The 24,640-nt window shown below is 68.8% G+C and carries 24 protein-coding genes; 20 read left to right on the plus strand and 4 right to left on the minus strand.

All coding sequences use genetic code 11. The features are described 5' to 3' along the window. The 6 genes from ACJMKZ_RS15845 (at nt 1) to acs (ending at nt 5,833) form a co-directional block, all read left to right on the plus strand. A complete protein-coding gene (locus ACJMKZ_RS15845) occupies nt 1–288 on the plus strand; it encodes a hypothetical protein (protein WP_405234201.1) in 288 nt (95 codons plus the stop codon). Between the two features lie 118 nt (nt 289–406). Beyond that, on the plus strand, nt 407–1,495 hold the full coding sequence (gene hppD, locus ACJMKZ_RS15850) for a 4-hydroxyphenylpyruvate dioxygenase (protein ID WP_405234202.1): 1,089 nt from the start codon (nt 407–409) through the stop codon (nt 1,493–1,495). 9 nt (nt 1,496–1,504) lie between these two features. After that, complete coding sequence (locus ACJMKZ_RS15855) at nt 1,505–2,038, plus strand: VOC family protein (RefSeq protein ID WP_405234203.1); 534 nt, start codon at nt 1,505–1,507, stop codon at nt 2,036–2,038. Between the two features lie 421 nt (nt 2,039–2,459). Beyond that, the gene (locus ACJMKZ_RS15860; RefSeq protein WP_405234563.1) at nt 2,460–2,918 is read left to right on the plus strand and encodes a MaoC family dehydratase; all 459 of its coding nucleotides are present in this window, start codon (nt 2,460–2,462) and stop codon (nt 2,916–2,918) included. Then, complete coding sequence (locus ACJMKZ_RS15865; RefSeq protein WP_405234204.1) at nt 2,918–3,790, plus strand: HpcH/HpaI aldolase/citrate lyase family protein; 873 nt, start codon at nt 2,918–2,920, stop codon at nt 3,788–3,790. Before ACJMKZ_RS15860 ends, ACJMKZ_RS15865 begins: the two co-directional genes overlap by 1 nt. Before the next feature lie 102 nt (nt 3,791–3,892). Then, a complete protein-coding gene (acs, locus tag ACJMKZ_RS15870; RefSeq protein WP_405234205.1) occupies nt 3,893–5,833 on the plus strand; it encodes an acetate--CoA ligase in 1,941 nt (646 codons plus the stop codon). 49 nt (nt 5,834–5,882) lie between these two features. Here the strand turns inward: acs and tagH are convergent, their stop codons facing one another. Next, entirely contained in the window at nt 5,883–7,154 is a 1,272-nt protein-coding gene (gene tagH, locus ACJMKZ_RS15875; RefSeq protein WP_405234206.1) for a type VI secretion system-associated FHA domain protein TagH, read from the minus strand. Nucleotides 7,155–7,403: 249 nt separating this feature from the next. On the opposite strand from tagH, the gene ACJMKZ_RS15880 reads away from it, so the two are divergent. After that, nucleotides 7,404–7,736, plus strand: a complete 333-nt coding sequence (locus tag ACJMKZ_RS15880; protein ID WP_405224071.1) for a DUF1820 family protein — start codon at nt 7,404–7,406, stop codon at nt 7,734–7,736. A 53-nt stretch (nt 7,737–7,789) separates the two neighbouring features. Then, nucleotides 7,790–11,722 carry a phosphoribosylformylglycinamidine synthase gene (purL, locus tag ACJMKZ_RS15885; RefSeq protein WP_405234564.1) on the plus strand — a complete coding sequence of 1,311 codons (3,933 nt, stop codon included), beginning with the start codon at nt 7,790–7,792 and terminating at the stop codon, nt 11,720–11,722. A gap of 31 nt (nt 11,723–11,753) precedes the next feature. On the opposite strand, the gene ACJMKZ_RS15890 is transcribed toward purL, so the two are convergent. Together ACJMKZ_RS15890 and ettA are read right to left on the minus strand one after the other, a co-directional pair. Continuing rightward, nucleotides 11,754–12,446: a hypothetical protein gene (locus tag ACJMKZ_RS15890; protein WP_405234207.1), complete on the minus strand. Its 693-nt coding sequence runs from the start codon at nt 12,444–12,446 to the stop codon at nt 11,754–11,756. A gap of 10 nt (nt 12,447–12,456) precedes the next feature. Beyond that, nucleotides 12,457–14,130 carry an energy-dependent translational throttle protein EttA gene (ettA, locus tag ACJMKZ_RS15895; protein ID WP_405234208.1) on the minus strand — a complete coding sequence of 558 codons (1,674 nt, stop codon included), beginning with the start codon at nt 14,128–14,130 and terminating at the stop codon, nt 12,457–12,459. Nucleotides 14,131–14,211: 81 nt separating this feature from the next. Here ettA and ACJMKZ_RS15900 point away from each other — a divergent pair, with 81 nt between their 5' ends. Genes ACJMKZ_RS15900 through ACJMKZ_RS15950 form a run of 11 tightly spaced genes read left to right on the plus strand, consistent with a single transcriptional unit; the run spans nt 14,212 to nt 23,722 of the window. Continuing rightward, entirely contained in the window at nt 14,212–15,162 is a 951-nt protein-coding gene (locus ACJMKZ_RS15900) for an acetoin utilization protein AcuC (protein ID WP_405234209.1), read from the plus strand. Nucleotides 15,163–15,221: 59 nt separating this feature from the next. Then, nucleotides 15,222–16,472 carry a serine hydroxymethyltransferase gene (gene glyA, locus ACJMKZ_RS15905; protein ID WP_405234210.1) on the plus strand — a complete coding sequence of 417 codons (1,251 nt, stop codon included), beginning with the start codon at nt 15,222–15,224 and terminating at the stop codon, nt 16,470–16,472. 42 nt (nt 16,473–16,514) lie between these two features. Beyond that, nucleotides 16,515–17,039 carry a transcriptional regulator NrdR gene (nrdR, locus tag ACJMKZ_RS15910; RefSeq protein WP_405234211.1) on the plus strand — a complete coding sequence of 175 codons (525 nt, stop codon included), beginning with the start codon at nt 16,515–16,517 and terminating at the stop codon, nt 17,037–17,039. Next, a complete protein-coding gene (gene ribD / locus ACJMKZ_RS15915) occupies nt 17,026–18,165 on the plus strand; it encodes a bifunctional diaminohydroxyphosphoribosylaminopyrimidine deaminase/5-amino-6-(5-phosphoribosylamino)uracil reductase RibD (RefSeq protein ID WP_405234212.1) in 1,140 nt (379 codons plus the stop codon). The genes nrdR and ribD overlap by 14 nt, the downstream gene beginning before the upstream one ends. A gap of 1 nt (nt 18,166) precedes the next feature. Continuing rightward, entirely contained in the window at nt 18,167–18,808 is a 642-nt protein-coding gene (locus tag ACJMKZ_RS15920; RefSeq protein ID WP_405234213.1) for a riboflavin synthase, read from the plus strand. Further along, nucleotides 18,801–19,946, plus strand: a complete 1,146-nt coding sequence (ribBA, locus tag ACJMKZ_RS15925; RefSeq protein WP_405234214.1) for a bifunctional 3,4-dihydroxy-2-butanone-4-phosphate synthase/GTP cyclohydrolase II — start codon at nt 18,801–18,803, stop codon at nt 19,944–19,946. Before ACJMKZ_RS15920 ends, ribBA begins: the two co-directional genes overlap by 8 nt. 29 nt (nt 19,947–19,975) lie before the next feature. Beyond that, a complete protein-coding gene (gene ribH / locus ACJMKZ_RS15930) occupies nt 19,976–20,449 on the plus strand; it encodes a 6,7-dimethyl-8-ribityllumazine synthase (protein ID WP_405234215.1) in 474 nt (157 codons plus the stop codon). A 7-nt stretch (nt 20,450–20,456) separates the two neighbouring features. After that, nucleotides 20,457–20,903 carry a transcription antitermination factor NusB gene (gene nusB, locus ACJMKZ_RS15935; protein WP_405234216.1) on the plus strand — a complete coding sequence of 149 codons (447 nt, stop codon included), beginning with the start codon at nt 20,457–20,459 and terminating at the stop codon, nt 20,901–20,903. Between the two features lie 27 nt (nt 20,904–20,930). Further along, on the plus strand, nt 20,931–21,893 hold the full coding sequence (gene thiL / locus ACJMKZ_RS15940; RefSeq protein WP_405234217.1) for a thiamine-phosphate kinase: 963 nt from the start codon (nt 20,931–20,933) through the stop codon (nt 21,891–21,893). After that, nucleotides 21,890–22,381 (plus strand): phosphatidylglycerophosphatase A family protein, encoded by a 492-nt coding sequence (locus ACJMKZ_RS15945; RefSeq protein WP_405234218.1) that lies wholly within the window; start codon nt 21,890–21,892, stop codon nt 22,379–22,381. Before thiL ends, ACJMKZ_RS15945 begins: the two co-directional genes overlap by 4 nt. Next, a complete protein-coding gene (locus ACJMKZ_RS15950; RefSeq protein ID WP_405234219.1) occupies nt 22,382–23,722 on the plus strand; it encodes a protein kinase domain-containing protein in 1,341 nt (446 codons plus the stop codon). Nucleotides 23,723–23,779: 57 nt separating this feature from the next. Here the strand turns inward: ACJMKZ_RS15950 and ACJMKZ_RS15955 are convergent, their stop codons facing one another. After that, nucleotides 23,780–24,022: an exodeoxyribonuclease VII small subunit gene (locus ACJMKZ_RS15955; protein WP_405234220.1), complete on the minus strand. Its 243-nt coding sequence runs from the start codon at nt 24,020–24,022 to the stop codon at nt 23,780–23,782. Between the two features lie 171 nt (nt 24,023–24,193). On the opposite strand from ACJMKZ_RS15955, the gene ACJMKZ_RS15960 reads away from it, so the two are divergent. After that, on the plus strand, nt 24,194–24,613 hold the full coding sequence (locus ACJMKZ_RS15960; protein WP_405224047.1) for a rubrerythrin family protein: 420 nt from the start codon (nt 24,194–24,196) through the stop codon (nt 24,611–24,613). Nucleotides 24,614–24,640: the final 27 nt, after the last annotated feature.

A 24,640-nucleotide genomic window follows, 5' to 3' on the forward strand; every position in this document is an offset into this window, starting at 1 on the left:
ATGGCTGACGAGACACTGAGCCGGGAGGTCAGGGGCGGGCGCAAGGCCTTCTTCGAGGATCCGGCCGCGGACCGGCTGCTGGCCATGCTGACCGCCTTCCTCGGCGAGCACTGGGTCCTGCGAGAACGGGTGGCCGCACTGGAGGCGCTGCTGGTCGAGAACGGCGTGGTCGATCGGGAGGCGCTGGAGAACTGGGAGCCCTCCGGCGATGCGGCCGCCGCCGCCGCGGAGGAGCGCGCCGCGCTGCTGCGCCGAGTGCTCGACGCGGGCCGCAACGTCGACCGCTAACGTAGGAGGGCCTTCAGGCCCGATCCGGCCCGAACTTCGTCCTTGAATGTGGTTTCATCTGTAACTAACATGGTGGTTTTCGCACAGGGCGCGGGAACACCGCGCGGGGAGAGACACAATGGCAGACCTGTTCGAAAACCCGATGGGACTGGACGGTTTCGAGTTCGTCGAGTTCGCGTCTCCCGAGCCGGGCGTGCTCGAGCCCGTATTCGAGATGATGGGTTTCACGGCGGTCGCGAAGCACCGTTCGAAGGACGTCACCCTGTATCGCCAGGGCGGGATCAACTTCATCATCAACAACGAGAAAAAGCACCCCGCCCGGTACTTCGCCGAGGAGCACGGGCCGTCGGCCTGCGGCATGGCGTTCCGCGTGCGCGACGCCCACGAGGCCTACGCCCGGGCGCTGGAGCTGGGCGCCCAGCCCATGGACATCCCGACCGGCCCGATGGAGCTGCGCCTGCCCGCCATCAAGGGCATCGGCGGTGCGCCGCTGTATCTCATCGACCGCTACGGTGACGATCAGAATTCCATCTACGACATCGACTTCGAGTTCTTCGAGGGCGTGGACCGGCATCCGCAGGGCTGCGGCTTTCAGTTGATCGACCACCTCACCCACAACGTCTATCGCGGCCGCATGGACTACTGGGCGAAGTACTACGAGCGGCTGTTCAACTTCCGCGAGATCCGCTACTTCGACATCAAGGGCGAATACACCGGCCTGCACAGTCGCGCCATGACCGCTCCGGACGGCAAGATTCGCATCCCGCTGAACGAGGAGGCCTCCGAGGGCACGGGCCAGATCGAGGAATTCCTGATGGCGTACAACGGCGAGGGCATCCAGCACATCGCCCTGGCCACCGACGATCTGCTCGCGAGCTGGGACGCGCTGAAGAAGGCCGGCATGAAGTTCATGACGCCGCCGCCGGAGACCTACTACGAGATGCTGGAGGAGCGCGTGCCGGGGCATGGCGAGCCCGTCGACGAACTGAAGAATCGTGGCATCCTGCTCGACGGCAGCACGGAGGAGGGCGACAGCCGCTTGCTGCTGCAGATCTTCTCCGAGACGCTGATCGGGCCGGTGTTCTTCGAGTTCATTCAGCGCAAGGGCGACGAGGGCTTCGGTGAAGGCAACTTCACCGCGCTGTTCGAGTCCATGGAGCGCGACCAGCTCCGCCGCGGCGTGCTGAAAGAAGCCAGCTCGGGCTGAGGGGACACCATGGCACTGAAACGCATCCATCACGTGGCCTACCGCTGCCGCGACGCCAAGGAGACGGTGGAGTTCTACCAGCGGGTGCTGGACATGGACTTCCTCCTCGCCATCGCCGAGGACGAGGTACCCTCGACGAAAGAGCCGGATCCCTACATGCACGTCTTCCTCGACGCCGGCATGGGCAACGTGCTCGCCTTCTTCGAGATCCCCAACTCGCCGGAGATGGGCCGGGACCCGAACACGCCGTCCTGGGTACAGCATATCGCCTTCGAGGTGGAGTCGATGGACGAACTCCTGCGGCTGAAGAAGAAAGCCGAGGACGAGGGCCTGGAGGTGGTCGGCCCGACCGATCACAGCCTGTTCCAGTCCATCTACTTCTTCGACCCGAACGGCCACCGGCTGGAGATCGCGGCCAACACCGCCACCGACGAGATGCTGGAGAGGCTCCGCGAGGTGGCACCTGCAATGCTGGAGGAATGGTCGCAGACGAAGCGCGCGCCGAAGCACGCGGCCTGGCTGCACGAGAAGGAACTCTTGTAACGACCACGTAGGAGGGCCTTCAGGCCCGATCCGCCCTGCCAGACCCTCGTTCTTTTATGGCCGCCCTGCGGGGGTATCCATCTTGCTCCCGACAAAAGGTCGCGGCGATGGATACCCCCGCATGACGGCCGTGCTCGCGGTGGCGTGAAGGGGCTGCCAGTCAGTAGCGATTGCTGACTGGTGCCAGACATTCCGGCTACGGGCCCGTCAGCGGGTGGACAGGGGTTGCGGGGTCGTCCGGACCGACTGGAGCCATGACGGCGGGAAGGAGGTCTGGCCGAAGCGAGCGAGGACAGGACGTCCGAGTGAGCGTCCCCGCAACCCCTGTCCACCCGATGGCGGGCCAACGCCAGAAGAAAGCCGGATCGGGCCTGAAGGCCCTCCTACACGCGGGTTGGCGGGCGCGCTATCATCCTTGACCATGCCTGGCCTGTATTTCGAAGAATTCTCCGTCGGACAGACGTTCGACCATCCCATCCGCCGCACCATTACGGAGGCGGACAACGTCTTCTTCACGGCGCTGACCCACAACCCGGCCGCGATCCACCTGGATGCCGAGTACTGCAAGGGCACGGAATTCGGCAAGCCGCTGGTGAACAGCGCCCTGACCCTCGGGTTCATGGTGGGCATTTCGGTGAACGACACCACCCACGGCACCACGGTCGCGAACCTCGGCTGGGACGACGTGCGCTTCCCGCATCCCCTGTTCCACGGCGACACCATCCGGGTGGAATCCGAGGTGCTCGAAGTGCGCGAGAGCCGCTCGCGGCCGGAGAACGGCATCGTCGTCTTCGCCCACCGCGCGTACAACCAGGACGGCGTGCTGGTGGGCAGTTGCCGGCGCAGCGCTCTGATGCTGCGCAAGCCCGGGGACGCCTGATGCGCTCTTACCTCTTCGTCCCGGCAGACAGCGAGCGCAAGCTGGCGAAGGCGGACGAGGCGGGCGCCGATGCGCTCATCCTGGACCTGGAGGATTCCGTCGCCCCGTCCCGGCGCGAGGTCGCGCGCCGGCTCGCCGCCGAGTTTCTGGCCGGGCCGCGCGGCCGGGCCGAGCGCTGGGTGCGCATCAACGGGCTCGCCAGCGGCGCCGCGGGCGCGGACCTGCCGCCGGTGGTGACCGAGGGGCTGGATGGCATCGTGGTGCCCAAGGCCGGCGGCGCCGAAGACGTGGTTCGTCTCGATCGGTGGCTGGGCTCGCTCGAGGCCGCCGCCGACATGAAGCCGGGCGGCGTGCGCATCCTGCCCATCGCCACCGAGACCCCGGCCGCCGTGTTCCGCCTGAGTGAATACGCCGACGCAGGCCCGCGCCTGGCCGGGCTGTCCTGGGGTGCCGAGGACCTTTCCGCCGCCATCGGCGCCATGAGCGCGAGGGATGCCCACGGCCGCTGGCTGCCCACCTTTCAGACGGTGCGCTCGCTGTGCGTGCTGGCGGCGGCCGCGGCCGGCGTCCCGGCCATCGACACGGTCTACACCGATTTCAAGGATATGGACGGGCTGCGCGCTTATGCCGGTGCGGCCCGCCGGGACGGCTTCCTGGGCATGCTGGCGATCCACCCCGCCCAGGTGCCGGTGATCAACGAGGCGTTCACGCCGACCGAAGCCGAGGTGGCCGACGCGCGGCGCATCGTGGAGGCCTTCGAGGCGCAGCCCGACGCCGGCGTGCTGAATCTGGACGGCCGCATGGTGGACCGTCCGCATCTGCTGCAGGCCCGGCGCGTGCTGTCGCTGGCGCGGGCCGCGGCCGGACGCTGAGGGCGGGCACGCGCCCATCCGTTACACTACGTTGAGAGAGCCACCACAAAGAGCCACCAGAAAGAGTACCAGGAATATTGCAGTCATCGAGGAGGGGAGCTGATGAGCAAGATCTATCCGGTCAACGACTACTTCCGCGATCGCGCGTACATCGACGAGAAAACCTACGACGACATGTACCGGCGCTCCCTCGCCGACAACGAGGGCTTCTGGGCCGAACAGGCCGAGCGCATCGACTGGATAAAGCCCTTCACCGAGGTGAAGGACGTCTCTTACGCGGCCGACGACCTGCACATTCGCTGGTACGCCGACGGCACGCTCAACGTCTGCTACAACTGCGTCGACCGGCACCTGGACGACAAGGGCGATCAGCCGGCCATCCTCTGGGAGGGCGACGACCCGTCGCGTGACGAGACCATCACCTACCGCCAGCTGTACGAGCGGGTCTGCCGCTTCGGCAACGTGCTGAAGAAGATCGGCGTGAAGCGCGGCGACCGGGTGACCATCTACATGCCCATGATCCCGGAGGCGGCCGTGGCCATGCTGGCCTGCGCCCGCATCGGCGCGGTGCACTCGGTGGTTTTCGGCGGCTTCTCGCCGGACGCACTGGCCGGGCGCATCGTCGACTGCGACTCCAACGTGGTGATCACCGCCGACGAGGGCCTGCGCGGCGGGCGCAAGGTGCCGCTGAAGGCCAACGTGGATGCCGCGGCGGCGAAGCCGGGCGTGAGCACGCTGGAGAAGGTGCTGGTGGTGCGCAACACCGGTGCGGATATCGAGTGGGACGCCGGCCGCGACGTGTGGCTGCACGAGGCGGAGCAGGAGGTGGATGCCGACTGCCCACCGGAGGAGATGGGCGCCGAGGACCCCCTGTTCATCCTCTACACCTCCGGTTCGACCGGTCAGCCGAAGGGCGTGCTGCATACCACAGGCGGTTATCTGGTGTACGCCTCGCTCACCCATCAGCACGTGTTCGACTACCACCCCGGCGACGTCTACTGGTGCACGGCCGATGTGGGCTGGGTCACCGGCCACAGCTACATCGTCTACGGCCCGCTCGCCAACGGCGCCATCACGCTCATGTTCGAGGGCGTGCCGAACTATCCGGATTCCAGCCGCTTCTGGCAGGTCTGCGACAAGCACGGCGTGAACATCGTCTACACGGCGCCCACCGCCATCCGCGCGCTGATGCGCGAGGGCGAGGAGCCGGTGAAGAAGACGTCGCGCGAGAGCCTGCGCCTGCTCGGCACGGTGGGCGAGCCCATCAATCCGGAGGCCTGGGAGTGGTACTACCACGTGGTGGGCGAGGACCGCTGCCCCATCGTGGATACCTGGTGGCAGACCGAGACCGGCGGCATCCTGATCACGCCGCTGCCGGGCGCCACGCCACTGAAGCCGGGCTCGGCCACGCGGCCGTTCTTCGGCATCCAGCCCGCCCTCGTGGACAACGACGGCAATACCCTCGACGGACCCGCCGAGGGCAACCTGATCATGAAGGACAGCTGGCCGGGACAGATGCGCACCGTCTACGGCGACCATCAGCGCTTCGTCGACACCTACTTCTCGACCTTCGAGGGCGCGTATTTCACCGGCGACGGCGCGCGCCGCGACGAGGACGGCTACTACTGGATCACCGGCCGCGTCGACGACGTGATCAACGTCTCAGGTCACCGCATGGGTACCGCGGAGGTGGAGAGCGCGCTGGTGGCGCATCCCAAGGTCGCGGAAGCAGCAGTGGTGGGCTATCCCCACGACATCAAGGGGCAGGGCATTTACGCCTACGTGACGCTGATGGAGGGTGTCGAGGCCAGCGACGAGGTGCTGGCCGAACTCAGGCAGTGGGTGCGCAAGGAGATCGGCCCGATCGCCTCGCCGGATTTGATCCAGTTCGCGCCCGGGCTGCCGAAGACCCGCTCCGGCAAGATCATGCGGCGCATCCTGCGCAAGGTGGCCGAGAACGACTACGGCAACCTGGGGGATACCTCCACGCTGGCCGACCCGGGGGTCGTGGACGACCTGATCGAGAACCGGCGCAACCGCTGAACGGTCCGCGCCGGCTCGGTGCCGGCGCGGTCTCGCCCGACAGGGAGGCTCAGCGGCCGGCCTGCCGGGCCCGGTCGTCACCGTCGCCGCGGCGCTGCGCGTCGCGCTCGAGGCGCTCCAGGTGCTCGGCATAGGCGCGGGCGAAGTCCTCGCCGAACTGGCCGGGCAGTTTGCCCTCGGCGTGACGGGTCAGCACTTCGTAGAGATCGGAGTAGAGGTCCCAGTACTTTGCCTTGCTGTTGCCGCCGAACAGTGAATTGCGCTTCAGCGTGCCCTCGAACTTCTGCTCCAGGTCCTCGGGATCGAAGCGGTCGGCGAAGTCGTCGAGTGCCTCGCGCATGGCGCAGATCACGGCGATCTCGTGGTGCTTCAGGTCACGCACGGCCTCGCGGACGCTGTCCACCGCCGGCCCGTATTCGTTGCGGCTGCCCGTGAGCAGCGTGCGGACGGCATCGTCCGCGCTGGCCGAGAACTTCAGCGGATTGTTCGAGCCGGGCTGGATCGTGGTCTGCTCCAGACGGAAGCTGTTCTTGACCGCGGCCCGGTTCTGCAGCAGTTCCATGGCGCCCAGCACGAATTCGCGCAACGCGAGTCCGGCGTTGTGCAGAATGCGCCGGCTGTCCGCATTGCCGAGATCCTCGGCGCTCATGCCGAGCCCGCGCAGGAAGGCCTCCACGGCATCCTTCGGCAGCGGGGTACTCTCCCGTGCCGCTGCGGACGGCGGCTGCTCGGGCCTGGCGGGCTTCTTCCCGGCGGCCCCTGGCATGCGCGTCACCTTGGCGCTCGGCCGGGCGGACTTCTTTTCTGCGGTTTTCTGCCGCTGAACGTGGGTGTCGGTGACGGTGTCGCCGAAAAGTCGCGAACTCAGTTCCCGGGCGCCGGTGATCTCCTCCGCGTCCACCAGCGAGAATTCGTCGGAGTCGTCGTCCAGCTGCACCAGGTCTTCCCGGGCGATGGAGCTCCTGTGGTCTTCCTCTTCGGCCAGCAGCTCGAAGCCCTCGTCGATGGTGACGCTGATGATGTATTCGCCCATGCGCAGCACGTCGCCGTCGAACAGGCGCTGGGGCTTCGCACGGCCGACCGGCACGTCGGAGCCGTTGATGTAGACCCCGTTCATGCTCGTGTCGATGAGATAGTAACTGCCGGCCTGGAAGTCGATGGTGGCGTGGTGGCTGGAGATGTAGCGCTCCGGGTCCGGCAGGCGCCAGTCGTTGTCTTCGGCGCGCCCGATCGTGCCGCCCTCGCGGCCGAACTGCCGGACCACGTGATCGCCGAGCCGATCCCTCTGCGCGCGGCTGGTTACTTCGAGTGTCAGTGCCATCGTCGGCCTCTCTGTCGGTGGGGCCCAGGAGCCGCCCGGTTGCCGTGACTTCCGTGTACACGGACGGACAGTGGCCTATTCTGGTGACCGGGCAGCGCGGCGGCATTGTCCCAGTTCACATTTACGCCAGCCGATCCGCCGAAACCCCTTGAAATTCCGTCCGGATGCTCGATTCCGTCCCTCTGCCGCCGGCAGCCGGCGGCGGAATTCGGTTACACTCGCCCGCAGAAAAAGGAGCGTCCCGGAGCCATGTCAGCGAAACGCATCTACAGGATCTCTTTCGTCAATCAGGGCAAGGTCTACGAGGTCTACGCCGGCGGCGTCAGCCACGGCGATCTGTTCGGCTTCCTGACCGTCGAGGACCTGCTCTTCGGCGAGCGCAGCAGCGTGGTGGTCGACCCCTCGGAGGAGAAGGTGAAGGCCGAGTTCGAGGGCGTCAGCCGCACCTATCTGCCCTTGCACTCGGTGCTGCGGATCGACGAGGTCGAGAAGCAGGGGGCGAGCAAGATCAGCAAGGCGGAGGGGGGCAACGTCACCCAGTTCCCGATGCCCATGTACTCGCCTCCGGGCGACAAATCCTGAGCCGGCCGGGCGGCGTGGCGGACCTTTCTCCAGATTCCGCTCCGGATCCCGTTCTGTTCGTGCTGGCCGGCGGAGAGGCCCTCTCCGCGTTCCGTCTCGAGCGCCTGCGCGACACGCTGAAACCCCTGCTGCCGGGGCTCGGGGAGCTGGAAGCCCGTTACCGGTACTTCGTGGAGGCGGACCGGGAACTCGACGACGCCGAGCGCGAGGTGCTGGGAGCGCTGCTGGGCGCACGGGCCGACGACCCGGCCGGGTCCCGGGAATCCCCGATACTGGTGACCACGCCCCGCATCGGCACCATCTCTCCCTGGTCGAGCAAGGCGACGGACATCGTGCACGCCTGCGGCCTGGACGCCGTGCGGCGGGTGGAGCGGGGCATCGCCTGGTGTCTGGCGGGCGTGCGGGCGGAGGAGGGCATCCTGCGCGCCGCTGCGGACCGCCTGCACGACCGCATGACCGAGAGCGTATTCCGGGATGCGGCCGACCTGGCGGCCATGTTTGCCCACCGGGAGCCGGCGGCGCAGCGCAGGATCCCGTTGGCCGCGGAAGGCCGCGCCGCGCTGGAGCGGGCGAACGGCGAACTGGGGCTCGCGCTCGCGGACGAGGAGATCGACTACCTGGCCGAATCCTATGCCGGCCTGGACCGCGACCCGACGGACACCGAACTCATGATGTTCGCCCAGGCGAACTCCGAGCACTGCCGGCACAAGATCTTCAACGCCCAGTGGACCGTCGACGGCGAGGCGCAGCCGCTGAGCCTGTTCGCGATGATCCGGGAGTCCACGAAGCGCAGCCCGGACGGCATCCTCTCCGCCTACAGCGACAACGCCGCCGTGATCGAGGGCTGGCGGGCGCCGCGGCTCATCCCCGAGCCGGGCACGAGGCGCTATCGCTACCTGGAAGAACCGGTGCACATCCTGATGAAGGTGGAGACCCACAACCACCCCACGGCCATCTCCCCTTTCCCGGGCGCGGCCACGGGCTCCGGCGGTGAGATCCGGGACGAGGGCGCCACCGGCCTGGGAGCGAAGCCGAAGGCGGGACTGACCGGCTTCACGGTGTCCCACCTGCACATCCCCGATGCGCCCCGGCCCTGGGAGCGCGACAGCGGCCGGCCGGACCGCATCGCGCCGGCGCTGGACATCATGCTGGAAGGCCCCATCGGCGCGGCCTCGTTCAACAACGAGTTCGGCCGGCCGAACCTGGCCGGGTATTTCCGCGCCTGGGAGGCGCAGCCGGACTGGCTGCCGGACGGCGAGAGCCGCGGTTACCACAAGCCCATCATGATCGCGGGCGGGCTCGGCAACGTACGCGAGGGCCACGCCGTGAAAGGCGAGGTGCCCGCGGGCACCCGGCTGGTGGTGCTGGGCGGCCCGGCCATGCTCATCGGCCTCGGCGGCGGCGCGGCCTCGAGCCTCGCCAGCGGCGCCAGCAGCGAGGAACTGGACTTCGCCTCGGTACAGCGGGGCAACCCGGAGATGCAGCGCCGGGCCCAGGAGGTCATCGACGGCTGCTGGGCCCGCGGCGAGGACAACCCCATTGTGCTGATCCACGACGTGGGCGCCGGCGGGCTGTCCAACGCCGTGCCGGAGGCGGTGGATCACAGCAAGCGGGGCGGGCGCTTCGAGTTGCGCGAGGTGCCCAACGACGAGCCCGGCATGAGCCCGATGGCCATCTGGTGCAACGAGGCGCAGGAGCGCTACGTGCTGGTGATCGCCGAAGACCGCCTCCACGAGTTCGGCGAACTCTGTCGCCGGGAGCGCTGTCCCTATGCGGTACTCGGCGAGATCACCGATGACGGTCGGCTCACCGTCACCGACCGCTGGCTGGGCGAGCCGGCGGTGGACCTGCCCATGGAGATGCTGCTCGGCCGCACGCCCCGGCTCACCCGGGAGGCGGAGCGGCTCCTGCCGCCCGCGGCGGCGCTGGAGACCGGCGATATCGACCTGGCCGAAGCCTGCGCGCGGGTGCTGGCTCATCCGACGGTCGCGGACAAGTCGTTCCTGATCCATATCGGCGACCGCACGGTCGGCGGGCTCACCGCCCGCGACCAGCTGGTGGGCCCCTGGCAGGTCCCGGTCAGCGACGTGGCGGTCACCTGCACCGGCTTCCGGGGCTATACCGGCGAGGCGATGGCCGTGGGCGAGCGCACGCCGCTGGCGCTGCTGGACGGGCCGGCGTCGGGCCGCATGGCGGTGGCGGAGGCGGTGACCAACATCGCCGCGGCGGCCATTGGCGACCCGGGCAACCCGAACGGCACGGACGACACCGGTGACACCGGCGGCATCGGCCGCATCCGCCTGTCCGCGAACTGGATGGCGGCGGCGGGCCACCCGGGCGAGGACGCGAAGCTCTACGACACCGTGCGCGCTGTCGGCCTGGAGCTCTGCCCGGCGCTCGGCATTGCCATCCCGGTGGGCAAGGACTCGCTGTCGATGCGCACGGCCTGGCAGGAAGACGGCCGCGACCGGCAGGTGGTGGCGCCGGTATCCCTGATCGTCTCCGCCTTCGCGCCGGTGGAGGACGTGCGGCTGACGCTGACGCCGCAACTGCGGCAGAGCGACGAGCCCTCGCACCTGCTGCTGATCGATCTGTCTGCGGGCGCCGACCGGCTGGGCGGCTCCTGCCTGGCACAGGTCTATAACCTGGAGAGCGGCGAGCCGCCGGACCTGGACGATCCGGCTCGGCTGCGCGGCTTCTTCGCCGCCGTGCAGCGGCTGAACCGGGAGGGCCGCCTGCTGGCCTATCACGACCGCTCCGACGGCGGGCTGTTCGCCTGCGCCGCGGAGATGCTGTTCGCGGGGCGGATCGGCATCGACCTCACGCCCCCGCACGGCGCCAACGGTCCTCTGGGGGCGCTGTTTGCCGAGGAGCCCGGCGCCCTGGTGCAGGTGCGCGAGAGCGAACTCGAGGCCGTGGAGGCGGTGCTGGCCGAGGCGGGACTCGCGGACTGCGTCCGTCGGGTGGGCCGGCTGCGGGACGACCAGCGCCTGGTGATCCACGCGGGCGGAGAGGCGCTTGCCTTCGAGCGCGGACCGCTGCAGCAGGCGTGGGCGGAGACCAGTTACCGGATGCAGGCGCTCAGGGATAACCCGGAGACTGCCGCCGAGCAGCACGGGCAGATCGCGGACGACGACGATCCGGGGCTGAACGCGGAGCTGTCCTATGACCCTGCAGAAGACGTGGCAGCCCCCTTCGTCGCGACGGGTGCCCGGCCGAAGGTGGCCGTGCTGCGAGAGCAGGGCGTGAACAGCCAGCACGAGATGGCGGCGGCGTTCATGGCAGCCGGTTTCGAGGCGGCGGACGTGCACATGAGCGACCTTGCGGCCGGCCGGGACAGCCTGGCGGATTACACCGGCCTCGTTGCCTGCGGCGGCTTCTCCTATGGCGACGTACTCGGCGCCGGCGGCGGCTGGGCCAAGTCCATCCTCTACGACGAGGCCATGCGCGAGCGCTTCGCCGCGTTCTTCGCGCGCGGCGACACCTTCACGCTGGGCGTCTGCAACGGCTGCCAGATGCTCGCAAGTTTAAAAAGTTTAATACCTGGTGCCGGACACTGGCCGCGGTTTCTGGCCAACCGCTCGGAGCAGTTCGAGGCCCGCCTGTCGCTGGTGCGGGTGGAAGCCTCGCCGTCGCTGTTCCTCGCCGGCATGGCGGGTTCACGGCTGCCCATCGCCACCTCCCACGGTGAGGGCAGGGCGGCATTCGACAGCGAGGGCGATCGCCGCGCCAGCGAAGAGGCGGGCCTGGTGGCCGTGCGCTACGTGGACAACCGGGGCGGGCCCACGGAAGTCTATCCGGCGAACCCCAACGGCTCGCCCGGCGGCATCTGCGCACTCACCACGGCGGACGGACGCGCCACCGTCATCATGCCCCATCCGGAGCGGGTGGCGCGCACGGTGCAGAATTCCTGGCACCCGGCCGACTGGGGCGAGGACGGCGGCTGGCTGAGGATGTTCCGCAACGCCCGGGTGGCCGTCGGCTGACGGCCAGGCGCCTCGGCCATCCCGGCTTATTTCACCCTATATCGCGCTCGTCCGGCGTCTCGCGGACGAACAGCTGGCGCACCTTCAGCGCGCGGGTGAGTTTGGAGCGGCGCACGAACAGCTGATAGAGCATGTCCTTGGCGAGCTCCAGCAGCACGCCCGCCTCGGCGCGGCCGAGCTCGGGCAGTGGCGCGTCCTCGGGCGTGCCGTCGAACAGCGTCCGCCGGGCCGGCTGGAAGATCTCGTCGTCCAGGCCCGCCAGCTTCTTCGCCGACATGACGATGTCGAAAGCGGCGAGTTTGCCGCCGTCGCCGGCAGCGGCGAAGGCGCTCTCCGCGGTGCGCCGGCACATCGAGGCGAAGGCGTTCAGGTGGCCGTCCGAGTAGCAGCCGAGCGCCTCGCGGAACAGGCCCTGGGTCTCCTCCGGCAGGTAGTTGAACGGGAATTTCTCCTTCGGCCGCTCCAGCTCGGCGAAGTTGCTGTAGAGCTCCACGCGCTGGCCGGCGTATTCGCGCACCGAGAAGCGCAGGAATACCGGCGCGGCGCAGGAGTCGCACTGGAACACGAGCCCCACCCGGGTGGGCCGGGTGCGCAACAGCTGGTCCACGTCGGGCACCGACTGGGGCGTCATGTGCGCGTAGACGTCGCAATAGGGACACTCCAGCGCGAAGTGGCCCGCGTCTGCCGTGTGCAGCCCCTGTTCCCGGTCCAGGTAGAAACTCATGCCGTCCCCCTCAGGCGCTCAGCCTCCGGTAGCGTATGCGTTGCGGGCGTTCCGCGCGGTCGCCGAAGCGCCGCCTGCGGTCTTCTTCGTATTCCTGATAGTTGCCGGCGAACCAGGTCACCTGGCTCTCGCCCTCGTACGCGAGGATGTGGGTGGCGATGCGATCCAGGAACCAGCGGTCGTGCGAGATCACGATGGCCGAGCCCGGGAACTCCAGCAGCGCCTGCTCGAGCGCGCGCAGCGTTTCCACGTCGAGGTCGTTGGTGGGCTCGTCGAGCAGCAGCAGATTGCCTCCTTCGCGCAGCACCTTGGCGAGATGCACCCGGTTGCGTTCGCCGCCGGACAGCAGCCCGATCTTTTTCTGCTGGTCCGCGCCGCGGAAGTTGAAGCGGCCCACGTAGGCCCGGGACGGGGTCTCGTAGTTGCCGACCTTCAGGATGTCCTGGCCCTCGGAGATCTCCTCCCAGACCGTATTGTCGTCGTTCAGGCTCTGGCGCGACTGATCCACATAGGCGAGTTTTACCGTGTCACCCACCCTGACGGTGCCGGCGTCCGGCTCCTCGGTGCCCGTGATCATCCGGAGCAGCGTGGTCTTGCCGGCGCCGTTCGGGCCGATGACCCCCGCGATGCCGCCCGGCGGCAGACTGAAGGAGAGGTCTTCCATCAGCAGCTTCTCGCCGTAGCCCTTGGTGACGCCGTCGAGTTCCAGCACCACATCGCCCAGGCGCGGGCCGGGCGGGATGTAGATCTCGTTGGTCTCGTTGCGGCTCTGATAGTCCCGCGAGGAGAGCTCCTCGAAACGGCGCAGCCGGGCCTTGGCCTTGGCCTGGCGTCCCTTCGGGTTCTGCCGCACCCACTCGAGTTCGGCCTGCATGGCCTTGCGCCGGGCCTGCTCGGTCTTCTCCTCCTGGGCCAGGCGGAGTTCCTTCTGCTCCAGCCAGGACGAGTAGTTGCCCTGCCAGGGGATACCGTGGCCCCGGTCCAGCTCCAGGATCCAGCCGGCCACGTTGTCCAGGAAGTAGCGGTCGTGGGTGACGGCGATGACGGTGCCCGGATACTCCTCCAGGAAATGCTCCAGCCAGGCGACGGATTCGGCGTCCAGGTGGTTCGTGGGCTCGTCCAGCAGCAGCATGTCGGGCTTGGACAGCAGCAGCCGGCACAGCGCCACCCGGCGGCGCTCGCCGCCGGAGAGCTTGGTCACGTCCGCGTCCCATTCCGGCAGACGCAGCGCGTCGGCGGCCACCTCGAGCTGGCGCTCCAGCTCCCAGGCGTTGGCCGCGTCGATGGCGTCCTGCAGCTTGCCCTGCTCCTCGAGCAGTGCGTTCATCTCGTCGTCGTCCATGGGCTCGGCGAACTTCATGCTGATCTCGTTGAATCGCTCGATCAGTGCCTTGGTCTCCGCCACGCCTTCCTCGACGTTGCCGCGCACGTCCTTGTCCGGGTCCAGTTCGGGCTCCTGCGGCAGGTAGCCGATATTGATGCCCGGCTGCGGCCGTGCCTCGCCCTCGAATTCCTTGTCGAGGCCTGCCATGATGCGCAGAAGGGTGGACTTGCCGGCGCCGTTCAGTCCCAGCACGCCGATCTTGGCGCCGGGGAAGAACGACAGCGAGATGTCGTGCAGGATGTAACGCTTGGGCGGCACCACTTTCGCCACCCGGTTCATTGTGTAAATGTATTGAGCCATGTCCCGGTATCTTGTGAATCCGGCGCCCATTATCGGCGATGGCACAGGTGCTGGCCAGCGCGGGGGGAGGCCTGCGGCGCCATGACGGAACGCGTACGCGTCTACAAGGGCGGAGCCCTGGCCCGCTACGGCTTCGGCGAGGACCATCCCTTCGGCCCGGACCGCCACGACGTCTTCCACGACGGTCTCATGGAGGCCGGCATGGACATCGAGGTGAGTTACGCCGACCCCTGCGACGGCGACCGGGATCTTCTGGCCCTGTTCCATACCGACGCCTACATCGATCGCGTGGCCAGAGCGTCGGCCACCGGCAACGGCTGGCTGGATGCCGGCGACACCCCGGCCTTCCCCGGCGTCTACGAGGCGGCCAGCACCGTCGTCGGCACGGTCCGGCACGCGGTGGACGCCATCATGGCCCGCGAGTGCCGTACCGGCTTCGTGCCCATCGCCGGCCTGCACCACGCGCGCCGGGACAGCGCCGGCGGCTTCTGCGTTTTCAACGACTGCGGCATCGCCGTGGAGTATCTGCGCCGCGAACACGGCCTGAAGCGCATCGCCTACGTGGACATCGACGCACACCACGGCGACGGCGTGTTCTACGGCTTCGAGGACGACCCGGACCTGCTGTTCGCCGATATCCACGAGGACGGGCGCTTCCTCTACCCGGGCACCGGCCATCGCTGGGAGACCGGCAAGGGCGCCGCCGAGGGCACCAAGCTCAATATCCCCATGCCCCCGAGCGCGGACGACAGCGTGTTCCGCGCGGCGTGGAGCCAGGTGGAGACCTATCTGGCCGAGAACCCGCCGGAGTTCATCATCCTGCAATGCGGCGCGGATGCGATGGCCGGCGACCCCATCACTCATCTGGCCTACACGGAGGCCTCCTATTCGCTCGCCGCCTCCCGGCTGTGGCGGATCGCCGCGGAGCACTGCGAGGGCAGGCTGCTCGCCACCGGCGGCGGCGGTTACAACCGGCCGAATCTCGCCCGGGCCTGGCGAGCGGTGGTTAGAAGCCTGCTCGACGCCCAGTGACGCTCGCCCGCCCGGGGCATACAATTACCGGATTTTCCGCCCACACACCGGAGGACCGGATGTACCCACAGACGATGAGCATCGCCAGCTTCGACGAGGAACTCGCCACGGCCATGGCGGAGGAGTCGAGGCGCCAGGAGGAGCACATCGAGCTCATCGCCTCGGAAAACTACGCCAGCCCCCGGGTGCTGGAGGCCCAGGGCTCCGTGCTCACCAACAAGTACGCCGAGGGCTACCCGGGCAAGCGCTACTACGGCGGCTGCGAGTACGTGGACATTGCCGAGCAGCTGGCCATCGAGCGGGCGAAGGAGCTATTCGGCGCCGACTACGCAAACGTGCAGCCCCATTCCGGCTCCCAGGCGAATGCCGCGGCCTATCTGGCCCTGCTGAAGCCCGGCGACGGCATCCTCGGCATGAGCCTCTCCGACGGCGGCCACCTCACCCACGGGGCGGCGCCGAACTTCTCCGGCAAGCTGTTCGACGCCCACCAGTACGGCGTGGACGAGGACGGCTACATCGACTACGACCAGGTGGCCGAACTCGCCGAGGCGCACAAGCCGAAGATGATCGTGGCCGGCTTCTCCGCCTATTCCCGGGTGGTGGACTGGCAGAAGTTCAGAGACATCGCCGACGGCGTCGGCGCCTGGCTGCTGGTGGACATGGCCCATGTGGCCGGCCTGGTCGCCGCCGGCGTCTATCCGAATCCGGTGCCCGTTGCCGACGTGGTCACCACCACCACCCACAAGACCCTGCGCGGGCCCCGCGGCGGGCTGATCCTCGCCCGCGAGAACGACGAGATCACGAAGAAGTTCAATTCGCTGGTCTTCCCGGGCACCCAGGGCGGGCCGTTGATGCACGTGATCGCGGCGAAGGCGGTGGCGTTCCTGGAGGCTATGGCGCCGGAGTTCCGCGACTACCAGCAGCAGGTGATCGACAACGCTCGGGCCATGGCCGACGGGCTGATCGGCCGGGGCCACAAGATCGTCTCCGGCGGCACCGACAATCACCTCTTCCTGCTCGACCTCATCGCCAAGAACATCACCGGCAAGGACGCGGACGCCGCCCTCGGCGCCGCGAATATCACCGTGAACAAGAACACGGTGCCGAACGAGCCGCGTTCGCCCTTCGTCACCAGCGGGCTGCGCATCGGCACCCCGGCGGTCACCACCCGCGGTTTCGGCGAGGGCGAGTGCCGGCAGCTGGCGAACTGGATCGCCGACGTGCTCGAGGACATCACGGACCAGAACCGCATCGAGGCGGTCCGCCGGCAGGTGCTCGAGATCTGCGGACGATTCCCGGTCTACGGCTGATGTCCCGGCCAGCGGTTTGGCCGAGGTTCTGAGAGCGCCGCCGTGCACTGCCCGTTCTGCGGACACGCCGAGACCAAGGTCATCGACTCCCGGCTCGCCGCGGAAGGCCGGCAGATCCGCCGCCGGCGCCAGTGCGAGGACTGCCGCGAGCGCTTCACCACCTTCGAGACCGCCGAACTCGTCATGCCGCGCATCATCAAGCGCGACGAGCGCCGCCAGCCCTTCGACGAGGAGAAGCTCCGCGGCAGCCTGGCGCGGGCGCTGGAGAAGCGGCCGGTCAGCGCGGAGGCGCTGGAGCAGGCCATCGGCCATCTCATCCACCGGCTGCGCACCCTCGGAGAGCGCGAGATCTCCTCGAGCCTGCTCGGCGAGATGGTCATGGAGGAGCTCAGGGAGCTGGACGAGGTGGCCTACGTGCGCTTCGCCTCCGTCTACCGCAGCTTCCAGGACGTGACCGAATTTCAGAAGGAAATCCGCAAGCTGCAGGCGATGTCCGGTGCCAGCCGGGAGCAGATGTCCCTGCTGCCGGACCTCGAGGGCAAGGCGAGTACTGATGACGGCGACTGAGTTCGACGTGCACGACCGGGTCTGCATGGCGCGCGCGCTGCGTCTGGCGGAGCGCGGCCGCTATACCACGGCGCCGAATCCGCGGGTGGGCTGCGTGCTCGTGCGCGGAGGCGAGGTCGTGGGGGAGGGCTGGCACGAGCGCGCCGGCGGACCCCACGCCGAGATCGCGGCGCTGGCGGCGGGCGGCGCTGCCGCGCGGGGCGCCACCGCCTACGTCAGCCTGGAGCCCTGCTGCCACCACGGGCGCACCGGTCCGTGCACGGAGGCACTGATCGAGGCCGGCGTGGGCCGCGTGGTCTACGGCGCCGACGACCCCAATCCCCGCGTGGCCGGCGCGGGTGCGGCACGGCTGCGGGCGGCCGGTATCGACGTGGCCGGCGGGCTGCTCGCCGTGCAGTCGGAACGCCTGAACGCGGGTTTCGTCATGCGCATGCGCCAGGGCCGGCCCCGGGTGACGCTGAAGACCGCCTCCAGTCTGGACGGGGCCACGGCCATGGCGAGCGGCGAGAGCCGCTGGATCACCGGCGAGGCCGCACGGCGGGACGTGCAGCGGCTGCGGGCGGCCAGCGGGGCCATCGTTACCGGCATCGGCACCGTGCTGGCGGACAATCCGCGCCTGACGGTGCGGGGCGAGGAATTCGGTGCCGAGCCCCGGCAGCCGTTGCGCGTCGTGCTCGACAGCCGCCTGCGCACGTCGCCCGACGCGAGAGTGCTGGCCGGGACCGGCGCGCTGCTGATCCACGGCCCGAAGGCTACCCGGCCGGACGAGCTGCCCGACGCGGCCGAGTGCGTGCCTGTGCCCGCGGGCCCCGCGGGGCTCGATCTGGGCGCGGCGCTGGCCCTGCTCGCGGAGCGGGAAATCAACGACGTGCTGCTGGAGGCAGGCCCGGAACTCTGCGGTGCCTTCCTGGCCGCCGGGCTCGTCGACGAGCTTGTGATTTACTTCGCGCCCCATATCATGGGCAGCGAGACCCGCCGCCAGTTCGTCACGCCGGCCTGGACCCGGCTGGCGGAGCGCGGCGAAGTCGAGGTCATCGACGTCCGGCAGTTCGGGCCGGACCTGCGCATCACGGCCCGTCCTGTGGAACGCCACCGGGGCCGCGCGGAAACCGACACGGAGACCTGACATGTTCACCGGTATCGTGCGTGCCGTCGGCCGCATCGAGCGCATCGAGCAGCGCGGCGGCGACGTCCGCCTCGCCATCGCCACTGGTCCCGATCTGGACTGCAGCGTCTACGCCACCGGCGAGAGCATCGCCGTCTCCGGCGTCTGCCTCACGGCGCTGAACCTGCGTGCCGGCGGCTTCGAGGCGGACGTCTCACGGGAGACGCTGGACGTCACCAGCCTCGGCGACAAGGGGGTGGGCAGCCGGGTCAATCTGGAGCCCTCGCTGGCGCTGGGCGACCGGCTCGGCGGTCACCTGGTCACGGGCCACGTGGACTGCCTCGCCCGGCTGGAAAGTCGCAGCGAGGACGCGCGCTCGGTTAGACTGGCGTTCTCGCTGCCGCGGGAATACGCGCGCTACGTGGCCCGCAAGGGTTCCGTAGCCGTCGACGGCGTCAGCCTGACGGTGAACGAGGTCGGGCCGGACCGGTTCGAGGTGAACATCATCCCCCACACGGCCGCCGTCACGACCCTGGGCGAGCTCGCCCCCGGCGCCGCCGTGAACGTCGAGGTGGACCTCATGGCGCGTTACGCCGAACGGCTGTTGCGCGCCGAGGGCGGCGGCGTGGACATGGATTTACTGAAGGCCAATGGTTATGCCTGAGACCGCGAAGAAAGACCCGGGCGAGAAGATCCGCTTTTCGCCCATCGACGAGATCGTCGCCGACATCCGTGCCGGGCGCATGGTGATCATGGTCGACGACGAAGACCGTGAGAACGAGGGTGACCTCATCATGGCCGCGAACTGCGTGCGGCCGGAGGACATCAACTACATGGCCCGCTACGGGCGCGGCCTGATCTGCCTCACCCTCACCCGGGAGCGCTGCGAGCAGCTGCGCCTGCCGCTGATGGTGGGCCACACCAACGCGATGCACGCCACTAATTTCACCATCTCCATCGAGGCGGCCGAGGGCATCACCACCGGCATCTCGGCCCACGACCGGGCCCGCACCATCCAGGCTGCCGTAGCGCCGGACGCGAAGCCCGAGGACCTCTCACAGCCCGGCCACATCTTCCCGGTCATGGCCCAGCCCGGCGGCGTGCTGACCCGCGCGGGGCACACCGAGGCCGGCTGCGACCTGGCCCGCCTCGCCGGCATGGAGCCCGCGGCCGTGATCGTCGAGATCCTGAACGAGGACGGCAGCATGGCGCGGCGGCCGGACCTGGAGGCGTTCGCCGACCGGCACGGGCTGAAGATCGGCACGATCGCCGATCTGATCCGCTACCGGCTCGAGAAAGAGGTCTCGGTGGAGCGCATCAGCGAGCATTCGGTGCAGACCGGCGAGGGCGAGTTCCGCCTGTTCTGCTTCGAGGACCACGTGAACCGCACCGTGCACGTGGCCCTGGTGCACGGCACCATCCGGCCGGACTCGACGCCGCTGGTGCGCGTGCACATCCAGGATACCCTGGGCGACGTGGTGGGCGTGCGTGATCCGGCCTTCGGCTGGCCCCTGCGCGACGCCATGCGCCGGGTGGCGGCGGAGGAAAGCGGCGTCATCGTCATACTGCGCGACCAGGAGGGCCCGCGGGAGTTCATGGAGGCCGTGGCCGCCATGGAGCGCCCGGCGGAGGAGCTCGAGCGGCGCCGGGACGGTGCGGGCGTGCTGCGCACATATGGTGTGGGCGCCCAGATCCTGCGCGATCTCGGCGTGCACCGCATGCGGGTGCTCTCCGCACCGAAACAGATGCATGCCATCTCGGGCTTCGGCCTCGAGGTGATGGACTACGTTCAGGGCCAGTGACCGGCCACCGGGTGACGGACGGGAAATCGATGCACACTATCAAGACCGTGGAAGGCGACCTCGTCCTGCGCGATGCCCGCATCGCCATCGTGGCCGCGCGTTTCAATGACTTCATCGTCGACCGGCTGGTGGGCGGCGCCGTCGATACGCTGCTGCGCCACGGCGCGGCCGAGGCGGACCTGGAGCTGATCCGGGTGCCGGGCGCCTGGGAGATCCCGCTGGCCGTCGACAAGGCGGCGGCCGGGCGGCGCTTCGAGGCGGTCATCGCCCTCGGTGCGGTGATCCGCGGCGCCACTCCGCATTTCGACTACGTCGCCGGACAGTGCGTCAAAGGCATCGCGGCTGCGGGCGAGCGCCACGGCGTGCCGGTGGCCTTCGGCGTACTCACGGTGGACACCATCGAGCAGGCGGTGGAGCGGGCGGGCACCAAGGCCGGCAACAAAGGCGCGGAGGCCGCGCTGTCGGCCATCGAGATGATCAACCTGCTCAGGCGCCTCGACTGAGCCGCGCATGAGCAGAGCCCCCGCAACCTCCCGGCGCAGCCGCTCGCGGGAACTCCTGGCCCAGGCGCTGTACCAGGCCCAGCTCACCGGCCAGGAACACGCCGAACTGGCCCGTCAGTTCGCCGAGCGCGACGAGTACGCGCGGGTGGACCAGGACTGGTTCCGCGAGATCCTGAAAGGCGCCATGGCGCACCGGGCCGACCACGAGGCGGACATCGCCGGGTTCGCCGACCGTCCCTTCGATCAGCTCGACCCGGTGGAGATCGCCGTGCTGCTGGTGGGGCTGGAAGAGCTCCGCCATCATGCGGAAGTACCCTTCCGCGTGGTCATCAACGAGGCGGTGTCGGTGGCACGGCGTTTCGGTGCGGAGGACGGCCACAAGTACGTCAACGCCATCCTGGACAAGGCCGCCGCGCGCTATCGTCAGCCGGAGAAGGCCGTCGTCCGGCGCTAGCTCCTCCGACCCGACGCCGGGGACCCCGTGGACGAATTCCAGCTCATCGAACGCTATTTCCGCCGGCCGGCGCCGGGCAGCGCCGGCGTCGAGGTCGGCGTGGGCGACGACGGCGCCATCGTGCGGCTGCCGCCGGGCCGCGAACTGGTCGTCGTCGTGGACACCCTGGTCTCTGGCGTTCATTTCCCGGCGGACATGGCGCCCGCGGACGTGGGCTACCGGGCCCTGGCCGTGAATCTCAGCGACGTCGCCGCGATGGGCGCGGAGCCCGCCTGGATGACGCTGGCGCTCACGCTGCCGGCGCCGGACGCCGACTGGCTGGAGGGCTTCGCCGCCGGTCTCTGGGCCCTGGCCGGGCGCCACGGCGTCGCATTGGTCGGCGGCGACACGACCCGCGGGCCGCTCACCGTCAGCGTGGAGGTGCTGGGCCACCTGCCCGCGGGCACCCGTTTGCTGCGCGGCGGGGCCCGGCCGGGCGACCGGGTCTTCGTCAGCGGCACCCCGGGCGACGCCGCGGCGGGCCTCGGCCTGTCGTCGCCCGCCGGTGCGGCAGAACGCCGGCTGCGCGAGCGCTTCCTGCGGCCCGAGCCGCGGCTCGCTCTCGGCCTTGCACTCGCGGGCAGGACCCGCGCCGCCATAGCCGCTATAGCCGCCATAGACGTCTCAGACGGTCTGCTGGCCGATCTCGCCCACATCTGCGAGACCAGCGGCGCCGGCGCGGTGATCGACGAGGAGCGTCTGCCCCTGTCGGCGGCACTGCTCGAGGTGGCCGGCCGCGAGCGCGCGGCCGAGCTCGCGCTGACCGGCGGCGACGATTACGAACTCTGCTTCACGCTGCCGCCGGACGTGAACGCGGACGAGCTCTCCGCCGATGTGGCCGTCACCGAGATCGGCGTCATGACGCCGGAGCCGGGCATCCGGCTGCGCCGGCAGGGACGCGACATGCCGCTGCCGGGGGGCGGCTACCGGCACTTCGGAGACGAGCCGTGAGCCGGCCGTCGGCGCGCACGGTCTTCGGCGATCCGGTGCACTTCCTGGCCTTCGGCGCGGGTGCGGGCCTGGCGCCGAAGGCGCCCGGCACCGTGGGTTCCCTGTGGGGCGTGGCGCTCGCCTGGCTGACCGCCGGCTGGGCGCTGCCGGCCCAGCTCGCGCTGCTGGCGGTGCTGATCGTGGCGGGCTTCGGCATCTGCGGCGAGAGCGCCCGGCGGCTCGGCGAACACGACCACCCGGGCATCGTCTGGGACGAGATCGCGGGCTGCTATCTGACGCTGCTGGTGGCCGGCCCGGAGTTAGTGTGGCTGGTCGCCGGATTCGCCGCGTTCCGGTTGTTCGACATCTGGAAACCCTGGCCGATTCGGGACCTGGATCACAGACTCCACGGAGGCGCCGGAATTATGCTCGACGACGTCGTTGCGGGGGTTTACGGCGCCCTCGCTCTCGCCGCCCTCGAATGGATCAGCAGTACCTCGTTAAGTTAAATGGGACAGCCAGTCGCCACAGACGCCTCTTCGTCCGTCCTACCGGAGAAGATCGGCAAATACGTCATCATCAACGAGGTGGGGCGGGGCAGTACGGGTAACGTCTATCTGTCCCATGATCCCTACTACCGGCGCGACGTCGCCATCAAGGTCTACAACATCGGCAACGACGAGGACGACCCGGAGCGCACGCGGGTCACCCGCAAGATGTTCTTCAACGAGGCCCACATGGTGGGCATGTTGCAGCACCCGAACATCCTGCCCATCTACGACGCCGGTGAGGAAGACGGCAAGTACTACGTCGTCACAGAGCACGTCCACGGCGCGCGCACGCTGGCCAAGTACTGCAAGCCGGACAACCTGCTGCGCGTCGACGACGTCGTGGAGATCATCTACAAGTGCGCGAAGGCGCTGCACTACGCGCACAGCCGCGGCGTGATCCACCGCGACATCAAACCCAGCAACATCATGCTCACGACGGACAACGACGTGCGCATCATCGACTTCGGCATCGCCCTGGTGAACGACTCCGACGTCTCCCAGATCCAGGGCATCGCCGGCTCGCCGAGTTACATGTCGCCGGAGCAGGTGCAGTCCCACGCACTCACTAACCGCTCGGACCTCTACTCGCTGGGCGCCGTGATGTACGAGCTGCTGACCGGTTTCCGGCCGTTCCGCGCCAACAACCTGTCGAAGCTGCTGCACCAGATCGTCTACGCCACGCCCCAGCCCATCCTGCGCTACCGCGACGACATCGGCGAGGAGCTGGAGAACGTGGTGGCCGTGGCGCTGCAGAAGGACCCGGACAAGCGTTACGCCAACGGCCTCGCGCTGGCGGCGGAGCTCACCCGGGTCTACCAGCAGCTGCGTGAACGCTACGACAGCCTCGACAACAACGAGCACTTCAACCTGCTGCGCCAGCTGCGCTTCTTCCACGACTTCTCGCACAGCGAGATCTGGGAAGTGCTGCGCGCGAGCGACTGGCGGGAATACAAGGAAGGCGAGGAGATCGTGCGCGAGGGCGAGATCGACGACCGCTTCTACATCATCGTCGCCGGCCAGGTGTCGGTGTCGAACCACGGCCGCGAGGTCGGCCGCCTCGGCCCGGGCGAGTGCTTCGGCGAGTCGAGTTACGTCAGCGGCGCGAAGACCCTGGCGTCCATCAGCGCGCGCAAGCCGCTGACGCTGCTGAGGGTGAGCGCCACCCTGATGGAACAGGTATCCTCATCCTGCCAGCTGCGCTTCAACAAGGTGTTCCTGCGTTCGATGATCCACCGCCTGCAGCTCGCCAGCCAGCCGCTGGAAGACACCGCGCCCCACGACGTGCACCCGGTCGGCTGACGTCCGGTATAGACGAGACCGGCTGACGGCCGGTATAGGCGAGGCCGGCTGACGGCACTAGTCAGCGGGTTCGAACGGGGCGGTCGCCTCTTCGCCGCCGGCCTTCTTCAGCAGGACCTCCACCTTCTGCTCGGCGTCGCGCAAAGCCGTCTGGCACTGGCGCGTGAGCGTGATGCCGCGTTCGAATTTCTTCATGGCGTCCTCCAGCGGCAGGTCGCCGGTCTCCATTTCCTCGACCAGCGACTCGAGTTCGCCGAGCGCTTGTTCCAGATTGATATCTTTGTCTTTCTTGCCGGCCATGCGCGTTCCCCTTGCAGATTGCGGCTACGCTACCGGTGCCACCACGGCGGGTCAACGCGCGCCCGCGCGGGGCGCGCGCTTGACAGGGGCAGGGGCCCTTTCTAGACTTCCACATAACTTTAGACTCAGTCTAAACCCACCGTTTACCCACCCTGCTTAAGGAGCATCGAGATGGAACTGAAAGGCAGCAAGACCGAACAGAATCTGAAGGACGCGTTCTCCGGCGAGTCCCAGGCGAACCGCCGCTACCTGTACTTCGCGTCGAAGGCCGACGTGGAGGGCTACAACGACGTGGCCGCCGTGTTCCGCTCCACCGCGGAAGGTGAGACCGGTCATGCTCACGGCCACCTGGAGTACCTGGAAGCCGTCGGCGACCCGGCCACGGGCGAGCCCATCGGCGACACCGCCTTGAACCTGAAGGCCGCCATCGCCGGCGAGACCCACGAGTACACCGACATGTACCCGGGCATGGCCAAGACCGCCCGCGATGAGGGCTTCGACGAGATCGCGGACTGGTTCGAGACGCTGGCCAAGGCCGAGCGCTCGCACGCCAACCGTTTCCAGAAGGCCCTGGACACGCTGGACAGCTGATCCGGCTGAAGGGGGCGGCCGGGCCGG

The sequence above is a fragment of the Lentisalinibacter salinarum genome (assembly GCF_040706555.1).
Lineage (GTDB): Bacteria > Pseudomonadota > Gammaproteobacteria > Steroidobacterales > Woeseiaceae > Lentisalinibacter > Lentisalinibacter salinarum.

Excerpts from the sequence above, each read along its gene's own strand:
- ACJMKZ_RS15845 (WP_405234201.1), top strand. The coding sequence starts at position 1 with ATGGCTGACGAGACACTGAGCCGGGAGGTCAGGGGCGGGCGCAAGGCC.
- hppD (WP_405234202.1), top strand. The coding sequence starts at position 407 with ATGGCAGACCTGTTCGAAAACCCGATGGGACTGGACGGTTTCGAGTTC.
- ACJMKZ_RS15855 (WP_405234203.1), top strand. The coding sequence starts at position 1,505 with ATGGCACTGAAACGCATCCATCACGTGGCCTACCGCTGCCGCGACGCC.
- ACJMKZ_RS15860 (WP_405234563.1), top strand. The coding sequence starts at position 2,460 with ATGCCTGGCCTGTATTTCGAAGAATTCTCCGTCGGACAGACGTTCGAC.
- ACJMKZ_RS15865 (WP_405234204.1), top strand. The coding sequence starts at position 2,918 with ATGCGCTCTTACCTCTTCGTCCCGGCAGACAGCGAGCGCAAGCTGGCG.
- acs (WP_405234205.1), top strand. The coding sequence starts at position 3,893 with ATGAGCAAGATCTATCCGGTCAACGACTACTTCCGCGATCGCGCGTAC.
- tagH (WP_405234206.1), bottom strand. The coding sequence starts at position 7,154 with ATGGCACTGACACTCGAAGTAACCAGCCGCGCGCAGAGGGATCGGCTC.
- ACJMKZ_RS15880 (WP_405224071.1), top strand. The coding sequence starts at position 7,404 with ATGTCAGCGAAACGCATCTACAGGATCTCTTTCGTCAATCAGGGCAAG.
- ACJMKZ_RS15890 (WP_405234207.1), bottom strand. The coding sequence starts at position 12,446 with ATGAGTTTCTACCTGGACCGGGAACAGGGGCTGCACACGGCAGACGCG.
- ettA (WP_405234208.1), bottom strand. The coding sequence starts at position 14,130 with ATGGCTCAATACATTTACACAATGAACCGGGTGGCGAAAGTGGTGCCG.
- ACJMKZ_RS15900 (WP_405234209.1), top strand. The coding sequence starts at position 14,212 with ATGACGGAACGCGTACGCGTCTACAAGGGCGGAGCCCTGGCCCGCTAC.
- glyA (WP_405234210.1), top strand. The coding sequence starts at position 15,222 with ATGTACCCACAGACGATGAGCATCGCCAGCTTCGACGAGGAACTCGCC.
- ribD (WP_405234212.1), top strand. The coding sequence starts at position 17,026 with ATGACGGCGACTGAGTTCGACGTGCACGACCGGGTCTGCATGGCGCGC.
- ACJMKZ_RS15920 (WP_405234213.1), top strand. The coding sequence starts at position 18,167 with ATGTTCACCGGTATCGTGCGTGCCGTCGGCCGCATCGAGCGCATCGAG.
- ribBA (WP_405234214.1), top strand. The coding sequence starts at position 18,801 with ATGCCTGAGACCGCGAAGAAAGACCCGGGCGAGAAGATCCGCTTTTCG.
- ribH (WP_405234215.1), top strand. The coding sequence starts at position 19,976 with ATGCACACTATCAAGACCGTGGAAGGCGACCTCGTCCTGCGCGATGCC.
- nusB (WP_405234216.1), top strand. The coding sequence starts at position 20,457 with ATGAGCAGAGCCCCCGCAACCTCCCGGCGCAGCCGCTCGCGGGAACTC.
- ACJMKZ_RS15950 (WP_405234219.1), top strand. The coding sequence starts at position 22,382 with ATGGGACAGCCAGTCGCCACAGACGCCTCTTCGTCCGTCCTACCGGAG.
- ACJMKZ_RS15955 (WP_405234220.1), bottom strand. The coding sequence starts at position 24,022 with ATGGCCGGCAAGAAAGACAAAGATATCAATCTGGAACAAGCGCTCGGC.
- ACJMKZ_RS15960 (WP_405224047.1), top strand. The coding sequence starts at position 24,194 with ATGGAACTGAAAGGCAGCAAGACCGAACAGAATCTGAAGGACGCGTTC.